A 13375-nucleotide genomic window follows, 5' to 3' on the forward strand; every position below is an offset into this window, starting at 1 on the left:
CCTCACTATTGAGTAATAAAATCATGCTTAATTTGTGCAACTGTTCATTTTTTATGTAAGAAATTTTTAACAGTGCCAACCACCATTCACTCCGATGATTTGTCCAGTTATGTAAGATGCTCCTGGTGATACGAGGAATGCAACTGTTTTTGCTACTTCTTCTGGTAACCCTATTCTACCTAATGGTATATCTTCAGCAATTCCCATTTTATCTTCTTCAGAAAAAACACTTAACATTTCCGTTTCAATTGCTCCTGGTGCTACCGCATTCACACGTAATCCACTTAAAGACACTTCTTTCGCCAAAGCTTTCACATATGAATTTTGCGCCCCTTTTACCATTGAATAAAGCACTTCACAAGAAGCCCCTATTTGTCCCCATATAGATGAAACAATTACAATATTACCACTTCTCCTCCCAATCATAGGCGGAAGTGCCATTGAAAGTAATTTATATACGTTCTTCACTTGAAGTTCTACCATATAATCCAATTCATCGTTTGTTACATCTGTTACTAGTCCAAAAATACTCTTCCCAGCTGCATATACAATAACATCAATAGGATGTTCAATTTGTCTCCACAATTGCTCTGCTCCATCACTAGAAGCCAAATTCGCTTGCACAGGGATAACTTCCCCCCATGCTTTCTGCAATTCCAATACCTTTCCTTCACTGTTATTGTAATGAACATAAACTGTATATCCATCTTGAATTAATTGTTTCGAAATAGCAGAGCCAATCCCTCCGCTCCCTCCAGTTACTAACGCATACTTTTTCATAAATTCCCTCTCTTATCTCTACAAGTTCACTTTTCACACAACTAAATAATACCCTCATCTTACAATTTTTCAATGATAAGATGAGGGTATCTTTAAAATGTTATTTTTTCGGTAACACCTGACAAACACTCATTTTTTCTTCTGATAACAATAATTTTGCTACTTCTTGTAAGTCCTGAACGGTTAGCCCTTCTAATACAGTCAATGCATCAAATAGACTAGATTCATTAAACGCATATCGTGTAAATTGATTTGCAATATATTCTGGTGAATTCAACGAGCGTAAAAAACCACCAATTTTCTTTTTCTTCACTCGTTCTAATGCCGCCGCATCTAATTGATCATAATCTGTTTTTAATAAAATATCTTTTAAACGATCTGCCAATTCATCAGGTTGTTTCGTATCACCGCCAACCATTGCAAAACCGAAGTTATTTTCTTCTGTATAGTCATACGAGAATGAATCATCAATAAGCCCTTCATTATATAAAGCTTCGTAATGAACAGAACTTTTTCCAAATAAATAATCTAAAAGTAACGTAAGCGCAATTTCTTGTTTTAAAAGCGCTTGCCCTTTTTCTTTTAAATTAGTCGCTTTAATACCAACTAAACATTTCGGTGTTTGCACAGGCATTGAAATAATTTTTTTCTTTTCATTTACCTCATTTGGTTCCTCTTCAAATGAACGCACAATTTCTGGCTGGTTTTTATAATCTTTTTTTGCTTGATTTTCACGTACTAAATCCATTGTTTTCTCTGGATCAATTGCACCCACAACAAATAATAACATATTGCTCGGATGATAAAATGTTTCATAACATTCATATAATAAATCTTTCGTAATTTTACTAATAGATTCGATTGTCCCTGCAATATCAATTTTAATTGGGTGTTTTACAAACAAGCTATCAATTAACCCAAAGTACAAACGCCAATCTGGGTTATCTTGATACATTTGAATTTCTTGCCCAATAATCCCCTTCTCTTTTTCAACTGTTTTTTCAGAGAAATAAGGCTCTTGCACAAAGTTTAGTAATGTATTTAAATTTTGTTCTACGTTTGAAGTACATGAAAAAAGGTAAGCTGTTCGTGTGAAGGATGTAAAAGCATTTGCCGATGCTCCTTGTTTACTAAACAATTGGAAGGCATCGTGATCTTCTTTTTCAAATAATTTATGCTCAAGAAAATGTGCAATCCCATCAGGTACACGAATCATTTCTTCTTTCCCTAATGGTACAAATGTATTATCTACTGAACCATATTTCGTCGTAAACGTCGCAAATGTTTTATTAAATCCTTGTTTCGGTAAAACATATACATCTAATCCATTAGGAAGTTTTTCATAATAGAGTGTTTCTTTTAATTGCTCATAAATAATTTTCTCCATTTACTCTCCCTCCGTTCCTTGTAAAAAGTAAATTGTATCTAGTTCAATATTTTTAGCAACTTTTACAATTTCTTCTTTTGTCACACTTTCTATACCTGTAAGCCATTCTTCAACTGGACGTGTACGATCTGAAATAATACCATGATATAGCATTTCTACAAATCCACGCGGTGTATCAATCGCCTCTAATATTTGATTTTGGATGACACTTTTTGTTTGATGTATTTCTTCTTCAGAAAACTCTCCGTTTTGCATCGCAAGCATTTGTTCTTTAATAATCTCAACTGCTTTTTCATAATTTTTCGCTTCAATTCCTGACATAACAAATAATAAACCTTTATGACTTTCAAAGCGCGATGCTGCATAGTACGCTAAACTATTTTTTTCACGCACATTTACGAATAACTTCGAATGAGAAAAACCACCAAACAATCCATTGAACAATTGCAATGCAAAATAATCTTCATCTTTATATGTGACAAATGTACGATAACCGATGTGTAATTTACTTTGTTTTAATTCTTGTTTTTCAACAACTTCTTTTTCTTCATTATTTCGTCTATGAAGGAGTACATTTCTTTCTCTCACTGGACGAGCTGAAATAGAAAAATACTTACTTACAAGATCAACGGCGTTTTCTGAAATATCACCAATAATATATAGATCCATCTCATCTTCCGCTAACACCTTTTGATAATATTGATACAGACTTTCATTTGTAATAGAAGCAACACTCTCTTTTTTTCCATTTGCACTTAAACGATACGGTTCTACTTTGCACATTTCTTCAATTAAACGCTCGTTTGCATAACGCATTTTATCGTCATAAGTAGCTTCAATTCTCTGTAACAGTGCTCTTTTTTCACTTTCTACGATAGAAGGTAGGAAACCGTTCCCCTCCGTCGCTGGATGTAACACAATATCCGACAACATAGAAAGCGCTTTTTCAAATAACGGTGGTGCATCATGTAAATATACTTCATTTGCAATGTCTACATAAATGGAGATAATATGGTCTTCCCCTTTTTTACTTACATCTACTGCTAAAGAAGACCCGTATAATTCTTCTAAATATTGACGAAGACGAATTACAGAAGGTAATTTTTCTGTCGCACTTTGCAATACGTATGGCAATAGGGCACGCTCTGTCACCGTCTCCTCATTTAAAGGCGCTTTAAAACGAAATACAAAGGTATTCGTTTTATATTTATCAGTCGGAATAATATGTAGACGCAAACCACCTAACTCATGTAGTTGTTGTTCCATTAGTTTCATTTATAGCCCTCCTTTACGTATATAGGAATATTCCTCTTCAATATACAGTTTTTAGAAATAAAAAATCAACTTTTCTCCCTTATTATGCTTACATATGATTCTTTCTAAAAACTTTAATATGTAAGGAACATAGTAAAATTCCGTATTAAATATATTCTATGTAAAAAAGCCCACACTAATGTGCGAGCTTTTTTATACTTATAAAATACTTATCGTTTTCCTTTTTCATAAGGAGTTCCTAATGCTTTCGGAGCTTCAGAACGACCTACAAAACCAACAAGCGCTAATATTGTGAATACATATGGTAATATCGTTAATAAAACACTTGGAATTTGATCTAATACAGGAATTGTTCCGCCCGTTACACTAAGAGATTGTGCAAAACCAAAGAATAGAGCTGCACCTAGTGCGCCTAGTGGATTCCACTTTCCAAAAATCATAGCAGCTAAAGCTAAGAAACCTTGTCCTGTAATAGTTGCCCCTGAGAAGTTATTAGAAATTGACATTGCAAAAATCGCTCCACCAATTCCAGCAAACACTCCTGAAATACAGACTCCAATATAGCGCATTTTATATACGTTAATCCCCATCGTATCCGCTGCCATTGGGTGTTCACCAACAGCACGTAGACGAAGACCGAACGGTGTTTTATAAATAACATACCAAACAACGAATGCTAAAATAATGGCAATATACGACGTTATTGGTACGTTCGAGAAAAATATTTTCCCTAAAACCGGAATATCCGAAAGGCCTGGAATATCAATCTTTTCAATACGATACTGAATAAAGTCAGTCTGCCCTTTATCAAAAATCTTCTTAATTGCAAATACCGTTAAACCAAGAGATAAGAAGTTAATTGCTACACCACTTACAACTTGATCTGCTCGGAATGTAATAGAGGCTACCGCATGAAGTAATGCAAATAATCCACTACCAATTGCCGCAAATAATAACGCAATCCACGGAGTCATCGTTCCCCAAGTATCACCCATTAATAAGTTTGTAACAACTCCAATAAATGCACCAAATAGCATTAGTCCTTCTAATCCGATATTTACAACACCCGATCGTTCACTAAATACTCCACCTAGTGCTGTGAAAATGATAGGTGCCGATGTATATAACGTACCCGTCACAAGAATGGCTAATATATCTAAAAAGCTCATTTATTTCCCCTCCTTGCTCATGCGTGTAAGCGCCCATCTTAACACATAACTACATGCAACAAAGAAGATGATACATGCAATAATTACATTAATAAGCTCTGATGGTACATCTGCCTCAAAGTTCATTTGAGGGGAAGCACTTTTCAAACCACCAAATAATAAAGCTGAAAGGATTATCCCAAACGGATTATTCCCTCCAAGTAATGCTACAGCAATCCCATCAAATCCTACTCCTGTAAACGAAGACATCGCTGTCATACTCTGGAATGTTCCTAATCCTTCCATCGCTCCACCAATCCCCGCAAATGCACCAGCAATTGTCATGGAGAATACTACATTACGAGAAACTTTCATACCTGCATATTGAGAAGCATGCTGATTAAATCCTACCGACTTTAATTCGTAGCCTAAAGTTGTTCGATCTAATAAGAACCACATTAAAATAGCGATTAATATTGCTACAATAATTCCCCAGTGAAGACGCGAACCATCAGTAATAGAAGCAAGCCAGTCTGAAGATAGTGACGCACTCTCTTTAATATCATACGTTTTGTCATTACCCGCATGTAAGAAACGCTTAATAATGTCATACGTTACATACAACGCGATATAGTTCATCATAATGGTTACAATAACTTCATTCACTTGAAACTTCCCTTTTAAATATCCCGGAATGAAGCCCCAAATTCCGCCCACCAATGCTGCGAATAAAATAGATAATGGAATATGAAGGAACGCTGGTAGTGAAACTGCATAACCGAACCAAACCGCTGCAAGCCAACCAACTAACAATTGACCCTCCACCCCGATATTAAATAAACCTGTACGAAATGCAAACGCCACTGATAAACCAGCAAGAATAAGCGGTATCATTGTACGAAGCGTTTCACCAATCGCACTTGCGCTACCGAACATGCCCGTCCAAAGTGCACTATAACCAACAATTGGATCATAGCCACTAACTAGCATTACAATCGCTCCGACAAGTAAGCCGAAAATAACGGATAGTACTGGGACTAAAATATTTATCGTTCGCTCTGTTAAAAGTTTTTTAGCCATTGGTACCCACCTGCTCCTTCTTTGTTCCTCCAGCCATTAACAATCCAAGCTGTTGTTCATTCGTTTCTTTCGCATCAACTATTGCTACAATTTTCCCTTCATAAATAACAGCAATTCGATCGCTAACATTTAAGATTTCATCTAACTCTAGTGATAAAAGTAATACACCTTTTCCTTTATCCCTTTGCTCTATTAATCTCTTATGAATAAATTCAATTGCTCCTACATCTAAACCACGTGTTGGCTGTGCTGCGATTAATAAATCTGGATCACGGTCTACTTCACGTGCAATAATTGCTTTTTGTTGATTTCCCCCAGATAGAGCGCGTGCTAACGTTTGCTCACTAGGTGTACGTACATCAAACTGTTCAATAAGAGCCTTTGCTTTTTCTGTAATTTTGCTGAAATTTAAAATCCCTTTCTTTGAAAACGGATTCTTATAGTACGTTTGCAGAACTATATTATCTCTAACAGAAAAATCAAGGACGAGTCCGTGTTTATGACGATCTTCTGGAATATGACCAATTCCTTCTTCTGTTATTCTTCTAACAGGCCAATTTGTTATTTCTTTCCCTTTAATTGCAATAGAACCTGACTCAACTTTTCGTAAACCAGTAATTGCTTCTATTAATTCACTTTGTCCGTTTCCATCAATCCCTGCAATCCCAACAATTTCCCCCGCACGAACAGTTAAGTCAAGGCCTTTTACAGCAGGTAGTTGACGTGCATCGTGAACAACAAGGTTTGCAATTGAAAGTACCTCTTCTTTTGGTTTCGCGTCTATTTTTTCTGTTTTAAAATTCACTTGACGTCCGACCATTAATTCTGCAAGTTTATTTTCATCCGTATTTGCAACGTCAACCGTTCCAATTCCTTTTCCTTTACGAATAATCGTACAACGATCGCAAACTTCCATAATTTCTTTCAACTTATGTGTAATAAGAACAATAGATTTTCCTTCTTGCACAAGCTTTTTCATAATTTGAATTAGCTCATGAATTTCTTGCGGTGTTAACACAGCTGTCGGTTCATCAAATATTAAAATTTCTGCACCGCGGTAAAGAGTTTTCAAAATCTCAACACGCTGTTGCATACCAACTGAAATATCCTGTATTTTCGCATATGGATCTACAGCTAAACCGTATTGTTCAGACAGTTTTTGAATTTCTTTAGCAGCTTCCTCAACAGCAATTTTCCCTTTTTTCTTCGGTTCATTTCCGAGAATAATATTTTCTGTAACTGTAAAATTATGAACAAGCATAAAGTGCTGATGAACCATTCCAATACCAAGGTCATTTGCCACATTCGGATTGGTAATGTTTACAGACTTTCCTTTAATTTTAATTTCACCTTGTTCTGGTTGGTACAAACCAAATAGTACATTCATCAATGTGGATTTCCCTGCACCATTTTCTCCAAGTAAAGCATGTATCTCACCCTGCTTTACTTGCAGCGTAATATCATCATTCGCTACAATGCCTGGGAATACTTTCGTAATGTTATTCATCTCAATTACGTATTCCATTGTGTTCCTCCTTTTAACAGGGAACATTCCCTATTACACTATTAACTTATTAAGCAATTCGGAAGTTTTATACATACAAAGGTTAGTTCTATGAACTAACCTTTGCTATTTCTCTATTTATTTTTTTAGAGAAGCTTCATATTCTTTATACTCTTTATCTGTAGCCGGTACTTTAATTTCACCGTCTGTAATTTTCTTTTCAAATTCTTCTACTTTTGTTAAAATTTCAGGGTTAACTTTTTTCACGTTATCAGTTGTTTTTGAAATACCAATACCGTCATCTTTTAAGCCAAACGCTTCAATTTTTCCACCTTTTAACTTTCCATCTTTTGCTTCTTTAGCTACTTTTTCTACAGCTACATCAACGCGTTTTATCATTGAAGTTAATGTTACATTTTCAGGCATACCTTCTTGATGTTGGTCACGGTCAACACCGATTACCCAAACATTTTCACCTTTTTTCTTACGATTTTTCGCTTCAGTGAACACACCGTTACCTGTACCACCAGCAGCATGATAAATTACATCTACGCCTTGACCGTACATTGCTGAAGCAAGAACTGTACCTTTTTCAGGCTTATCGAATGCTTCTGCATATTCAGATACGATTTCAATGTTTGGATTTACTGCCTTTGCACCAGCTTTAAATCCATTTTCAAATTTACTAATTAAATCACTCTTCATTCCACCAACAAATCCTACTTTATTCGATTTTGTTGACATAGCTGCTACCGCACCTACAAGGAATGATCCTTCATGATCTTTAAATGTAATGCTCGTTACGTTCGGTGCATCTACAACAGTATCTACAATTGCAAATTGTTGTTTTGAAGATTCTTTTGCAACTTCTTTAATTGCACCTTCTAATTTATAACCAATTCCGAAAGTTAAATCATATTTATCTTTTGAGAATTTTTTTAAATTCGGAATATAATCAGCTTCTTTTTCAGACTGAAGGTAACGATAATTTGTCTTTTCTTTTAAACCATTATCTTTACCAAACTTTTGTAACCCTTCCCAAGAAGATTGGTTAAATGATTTATCATCAACGCCCCCAACATCTGTTACGAGACCAACCTTGAAGTCTTTATTGTCTTTCGTGTCTTTCTTGTCACTGCTCGCCTTATCCGAGTTACCACATGCACCTAAAACTGTACTTGCTACTAATGTTAATGATAATAAAAGACCTGCTTTTTTCTTCATACTAGAAACCCCTCCAAAAATGATATATATTTATTTATTCTTTCGCTGCTGTCCCTTACTTCTTGCTGTCACCTCCCTAAAAAGGAACTTACCTACATACGCTTTCTTAATACGTGGAAGCTAAACTTATCAGCTCTAAAGTAATTGATAGAATATAAGATTGGCTCATCATTTTGATCATAGTGCATTTGTTTTAATACAAGCAGTGCTGTTTCAGGCTCACATTCTAAAATCGGTGAGATTTTAGGGTGATAGCCAATTGGCTCAATGTGAGCAACCGCATATGTTATGCGCTTATGCGTGTTATTATGTATCACCGTTAATAATGATTCCTCATTGTAACCCGATAAATCTGGCAATATTTCTTTTGCAAGTTTATCGATACAATATACAACAGGTTCCCCATCTGCTGTACGCACGCGTTCAATCATCACTGCATTAAAACCATCTTCACTATTAAACTTCTCTTTTTCCTCTTCTGTTAAAGTTGTAGTAGATGATGATAAAAAGATCGTTCCTGGTGTTTTCCCCACACTAGAAATCATATCTGTAATACTAGAAAGTTGTTCTATTCCAGAAGAAAATAATGGCTTTGCATTTACAAATGTCCCTACACCATGTCTACGAATGACAACATTTTCTTCTTCTAAAATACGTAACGCTTCCCTTAAAGTCGCTCTACTTACGCCAAGTTCTTTCGCTAAATCAAACTCTGATGGTAACTTTTGTCGTTCTTTATAAGCCCCATCTTTAATTTTTTCTTTGATGTGATCAATCACCCGTAAATATAGGTGACGACTATCGGATTTTACTGACATAAGACTCCCCCGCATTTCAATTATTCGACCTCTGATGTAAGACTTCTTTTCTCTTTTTTCAACTTACAACATAGTACAAATGACTAACCACTAAAAATAAGCACAATTGTCGAATAAATAATAATAATTTTTTAAAATGAAATTTTCACTCTTTACTGTATAAAAAAAACTTTGCACCATAAACATTCCTCATTTCGAGAAAAAGTTCGGCACAAAGATCCTTTACATCCTTTGTTACACACTTTTCCCCTCATAGTCTAGCAATTCATGGTTGCCAGGTAGAAACTTATGGACCTTATCTCCAAGATTATATGAGGCAGTGATTCTTTTCGAAGTAATCTTACCACTTGCTCTCATACGTGTCAACAAAATCCAACATTTTTCTGCATTAAATATCGAACATTTACATAAAACATACTCAAAGTATTCGTATTCTATAGGGCCCCTATAAATGTAAGCCCTTTCTTTATTGCTGAGTATAGTATATAACAAAAACACTATATAAAAAAGCCTAATTGTAAAAACAATTAGGCTTTTTTTAAGAACTTTTTTCTTGTACATCATTAATGAGTACTTCTCTCGGTTTACTACCTTCATATGGACCTACTACACCATTCATTTCCATTGCATCAATTAGACGAGCAGCTCGCGTATAACCTACTCTAAACCTACGTTGCAGCATAGAAACAGATGCTGTTTGCATTTCCACTACAAGTTGAACCGCTTCATCATATAATTCATCTTCTACTTCCTGCTTCGTATCAGGAACATCTTGCGGAATCATATCTTCTTGATATTGTGCTTTTTGCTGTCCAATAACATATTCTACAACTCTCTCAACTTCATCATCTGATAAAAATGCGCCTTGTACACGTACAGGTTTCGATGCACCAATTGGTATAAACAGCATGTCGCCACGACCTAGTAGCTTTTCTGCACCACCACCGTCAAGAATTGTACGAGAATCTGTTTGAGAAGATACAGCGAATGCAATACGCGATGGAATATTTGCTTTAATAACACCCGTAATAACGTCAACTGACGGACGTTGCGTTGCAATAATTAAATGAATACCAGCAGCACGAGCCATTTGCGCTAGACGCATAATCGCATCCTCTACATCAGACGAAGCAACCATCATTAAATCTGCTAACTCGTCCACAATGACTACAATATACGGTAATTCGGGTTGTTTCGCTTCTGATTGACTATTATGTTCTTTTATATAATCATTGTATCCTTCAATGTTACGTGTACCACTATGAGCAAATAATTCATAACGACGTTCCATCTCACTCACAACTTTTTTCAATGCTTGCGATGCTTTTTTCGGATCAGTTACAACTGGCGTTAACAAATGAGGCACACCGTTATATACATTTAACTCTACCATTTTCGGGTCAATCATCATTAATTTTACTTCATGCGGTTTTGCACGCATTAAAATACTAACAATAATACCATTAATACATACACTTTTCCCGCTACCTGTCGCACCAGCTACGAGTAAATGGGGCATTTTATTTAAACGGGCTAATACAGCTTCACCTGTAATATCTCGGCCAAGACCAATTAACAACTTCTCTTCCGGATGATTATTAGCCTTAGAATCAAGAACTTCCCTCAGCGTTACCATCGAAACTTCTGAGTTCGGAACTTCGATCCCTACAGCTGATTTCCCGGGAATTGGCGCCTCAATACGAATGTCCTTTGCAGCTAAAGCAAGGGCTAAATCATCACTTAAACTGACAATTTTGCTTACCTTTACCCCCATATCAGGATACACTTCATATTTTGTAACTGCAGGACCTCTATGCACTTTGGTTACTTTCGCTTTCACTCCGAAACTTTGGAATGTACGTTCTAATTTACGAGCATTCTCATAAATTTCCGCGTTTTCATTTGTAACTTGCTTATTCTTTGGAAATTTTAATATATCAAGTGAAGGAAGCTTGTAATCTTTATTTTCTACATTTGAAAATTGCATAGGAGGTGCTTGCGCTTCACTCTCTAACGATTCAACAATTTTTTCTCCACGCTTTTTCTTTGATTCTTCAATTGGTGGAGTCTCTTCAATAAACGGTGAAGTGATCAAATCTTCTTGCTCTACTTCAATTCGTTTATCCTCTTCTTCATTTACAGGATAATTCTCAGTGAAATTTGAAATAATTGGCGGATCAATTTGGATTTCTTCCATCGGCTCAATAACTTCTTCTTGTTCTGCAGCACGTTTGCTTCTTGTACTTCTTGTTGTTTTTTTCTTTTCTGTTTGTTCAGCCGTTCTTTTGGATTTCCAATCTTTATAATCCCCTTGTATCACTTGAAATTGACTTCTAAGAATTCTACCAACTGGAGCTAACACTTCTCCAATATGTTTATTTGTTATACAGAGTACCCCGAGAATAACTAAAATAATTCCAATGATATAGGCTCCTACTTCGTCGAATAGGAAGTAACATGTCGCGAACATAAGCGCACCAAACATACCACCACCTAAATGAACGCTATCTGGCCCTTTTTTCATTTCAAGAAAGAAGTTATCTTTCGTACTCACAATAACAGAAGTATTTTGCACTGCTCCATCTTTTGTAAGAAGGTTAAATAATGTAATATGACTAAACATTAATATTGCCAATACAATTAAATAAAATCCAATTAACCGTTTATTTAAAAGGTTCGGCCATCCGCGTTTTATAACAAAGGAAACCGATAAAGCTATTACACCTAACACACCAATTATGTACCACTCACCAAAGAAGAAGCGAAAAAATAACACAAACGATTTCCCTACAACGCCTAGCTGTAAAATCGTAATGATTGAAAGTGCAAAAAGAGTTAAACCGACGATTTCATAATACAAAGTTGGCTTTATCGTACGTCTTGCCTTTGCCTTCGTCCCTCTTTGCTTTTGTTTTGCCATTTCTTCACCTCGTGTTCTACATATAAGTAAAGCTCTCCTAAAAACGCTCTATTTATATGTCTGTTTTCTCTATTTTTCAGGTCTTTATATCTTCTATTTTTACACTTCTTGTAAAATGCTAAATAAACAGAAGAAAGCAGCCTACTCATGGCTGCTCAACCGTCTTGTTTTTTATATTATACCATAGCTTCTAAACAAAATCCTTCTTTTTGCTAAAAGGTTATTTTCTGACCTGGCTCAAACTCTAAATAGTGAAGTGGGTCCGTACTTAGCACACGTACAATAGAATAACATCCATGTTCCTCTTCAGAAACCATTAATTCCACACCATTTATATTTACAACTTTTTGACTTTCACATTGTGAATAATCGGCCGGATACACAAGTTGCTCTGGCATAATTGTATATAAAATCATTGTAACATTGTCCCTTCTGCACTACCTTCCGCGCGAACATCGATTAATTCGTTTAATTTTCGAATTGCATTTCCAATACCACCAACATCATCTATAAGACCGTACTTTACTGCATCCCCACCAATTACATTCGTCCCAATATCTCGCGTTAAATTTCCTTTCGCAAACATAAGCTCTTTAAAACGATCTTCTGTTACTTTCGAGTGCTTCGTCACAAAACGAATGACTCTTTCTTGCATCTTATCCAAATACTCAAATGTTTGTGGCACACCTATGACAAGACCTGTTAAACGAATTGGATGAATTGTCATCGTCGCAGTTTCCGCAATAAACGAATAGTCAGTAGAAACAGCAATCGGTACACCAATGGAATGTCCCCCACCTAAAACTAAAGATACTGTTGGCTTTGAAAGTGAAGCTACCATTTCAGAAATTGCTAGTCCAGCTTCAACGTCACCTCCAACCGTATTTAATATTAACAGCAAACCTTCAATTTTTGGATTTTGTTCAATCGCAACAATTTGCGGAATGATATGCTCGTATTTTGTTGTTTTATTTTGCGGCGGTAATTGAACATGACCTTCCACTTGTCCGATAATCGTTAAACAATGAATACGTGATTCATTCATCTGTGGTACATTTGTCTGTCCAAGCTGTTGAATTTTTTCTACTATTGAAGCCTCTTTTCCAGCTTCTTTTGGCTCAGCTTCTTTTTCTTCATTTGTATATCGATCACGTTCTGTCATTTCGCATCCCCTTTCACTCGTATATAACTATTATTTCTTAAGTTATAAATTTCATTCGATAGGGTTAAAAAGAAAAA

The 13375-nt window shown here is 35.7% G+C and carries 11 protein-coding genes and 1 riboswitch; all 11 genes read right to left on the reverse strand.

Annotated features, from left to right (window positions below):
- Nucleotides 1–66 precede the first annotated feature (66 nt).
- Nucleotides 67–780, reverse strand: a complete 714-nt coding sequence (gene ymfI, locus ACUXVC_RS19050; protein ID WP_000759626.1) for an elongation factor P 5-aminopentanone reductase — start codon at nt 778–780, stop codon at nt 67–69.
- Between the two features lie 100 nt (nt 781–880).
- Entirely contained in the window at nt 881–2167 is a 1287-nt protein-coding gene (gene yfmH, locus ACUXVC_RS19055; protein ID WP_000411277.1) for an EF-P 5-aminopentanol modification-associated protein YfmH, read from the reverse strand.
- Nucleotides 2168–3442, reverse strand: a complete 1275-nt coding sequence (yfmF, locus tag ACUXVC_RS19060) for an EF-P 5-aminopentanol modification-associated protein YfmF (protein ID WP_095690296.1) — start codon at nt 3440–3442, stop codon at nt 2168–2170.
- A 209-nt stretch (nt 3443–3651) separates the two neighbouring features.
- Nucleotides 3652–4611, reverse strand: coding sequence for an ABC transporter permease (locus tag ACUXVC_RS19065; RefSeq protein WP_000008857.1), 960 nt, complete (start codon nt 4609–4611; stop codon nt 3652–3654).
- Complete coding sequence (locus ACUXVC_RS19070) at nt 4612–5670, reverse strand: ABC transporter permease (RefSeq protein ID WP_001085254.1); 1059 nt, start codon at nt 5668–5670, stop codon at nt 4612–4614.
- Nucleotides 5663–7195 (reverse strand): ABC transporter ATP-binding protein, encoded by a 1533-nt coding sequence (locus ACUXVC_RS19075; RefSeq protein WP_000456925.1) that lies wholly within the window; start codon nt 7193–7195, stop codon nt 5663–5665. The genes ACUXVC_RS19070 and ACUXVC_RS19075 overlap by 8 nt, the downstream gene beginning before the upstream one ends.
- Before the next feature lie 117 nt (nt 7196–7312).
- Complete coding sequence (locus tag ACUXVC_RS19080) at nt 7313–8398, reverse strand: BMP family lipoprotein (RefSeq protein ID WP_089171664.1); 1086 nt, start codon at nt 8396–8398, stop codon at nt 7313–7315.
- A gap of 92 nt (nt 8399–8490) precedes the next feature.
- The gene (locus ACUXVC_RS19085) at nt 8491–9216 is read right to left on the reverse strand and encodes a GntR family transcriptional regulator (protein WP_000114182.1); all 726 of its coding nucleotides are present in this window, start codon (nt 9214–9216) and stop codon (nt 8491–8493) included.
- Between the two features lie 233 nt (nt 9217–9449).
- Nucleotides 9450–9551, reverse strand: a riboswitch (purine riboswitch).
- Nucleotides 9552–9754: 203 nt separating this feature from the next.
- Complete coding sequence (locus tag ACUXVC_RS19090; RefSeq protein WP_053563764.1) at nt 9755–12136, reverse strand: DNA translocase FtsK; 2382 nt, start codon at nt 12134–12136, stop codon at nt 9755–9757.
- 212 nt (nt 12137–12348) lie between these two features.
- Nucleotides 12349–12552: a YlzJ-like family protein gene (locus ACUXVC_RS19095; RefSeq protein WP_000605020.1), complete on the reverse strand. Its 204-nt coding sequence runs from the start codon at nt 12550–12552 to the stop codon at nt 12349–12351.
- Entirely contained in the window at nt 12549–13298 is a 750-nt protein-coding gene (tepA, locus tag ACUXVC_RS19100; RefSeq protein WP_000139807.1) for a translocation-enhancing protein TepA, read from the reverse strand. The genes ACUXVC_RS19095 and tepA overlap by 4 nt, the downstream gene beginning before the upstream one ends.
- Nucleotides 13299–13375 lie beyond the last annotated feature (77 nt).

The sequence above is a fragment of the Bacillus sp. N6 genome, from assembly GCF_052805735.1.

Bases quoted from the DNA above. Each gene is read 5' to 3' on its own strand.
- ymfI (WP_000759626.1), bottom strand. From the start codon at position 780: ATGAAAAAGTATGCGTTAGTAACTGGAGGGAGCGGAGGGATTGGCTCT.
- yfmH (WP_000411277.1), bottom strand. From the start codon at position 2,167: ATGGAGAAAATTATTTATGAGCAATTAAAAGAAACACTCTATTATGAA.
- yfmF (WP_095690296.1), bottom strand. From the start codon at position 3,442: ATGAAACTAATGGAACAACAACTACATGAGTTAGGTGGTTTGCGTCTA.
- ACUXVC_RS19065 (WP_000008857.1), bottom strand. From the start codon at position 4,611: ATGAGCTTTTTAGATATATTAGCCATTCTTGTGACGGGTACGTTATAT.
- ACUXVC_RS19070 (WP_001085254.1), bottom strand. From the start codon at position 5,670: ATGGCTAAAAAACTTTTAACAGAGCGAACGATAAATATTTTAGTCCCA.
- ACUXVC_RS19075 (WP_000456925.1), bottom strand. From the start codon at position 7,195: ATGGAATACGTAATTGAGATGAATAACATTACGAAAGTATTCCCAGGC.
- ACUXVC_RS19080 (WP_089171664.1), bottom strand. From the start codon at position 8,398: ATGAAGAAAAAAGCAGGTCTTTTATTATCATTAACATTAGTAGCAAGT.
- ACUXVC_RS19085 (WP_000114182.1), bottom strand. From the start codon at position 9,216: ATGTCAGTAAAATCCGATAGTCGTCACCTATATTTACGGGTGATTGAT.
- ACUXVC_RS19090 (WP_053563764.1), bottom strand. From the start codon at position 12,136: ATGGCAAAACAAAAGCAAAGAGGGACGAAGGCAAAGGCAAGACGTACG.
- ACUXVC_RS19095 (WP_000605020.1), bottom strand. From the start codon at position 12,552: ATGATTTTATATACAATTATGCCAGAGCAACTTGTGTATCCGGCCGAT.
- tepA (WP_000139807.1), bottom strand. From the start codon at position 13,298: ATGACAGAACGTGATCGATATACAAATGAAGAAAAAGAAGCTGAGCCA.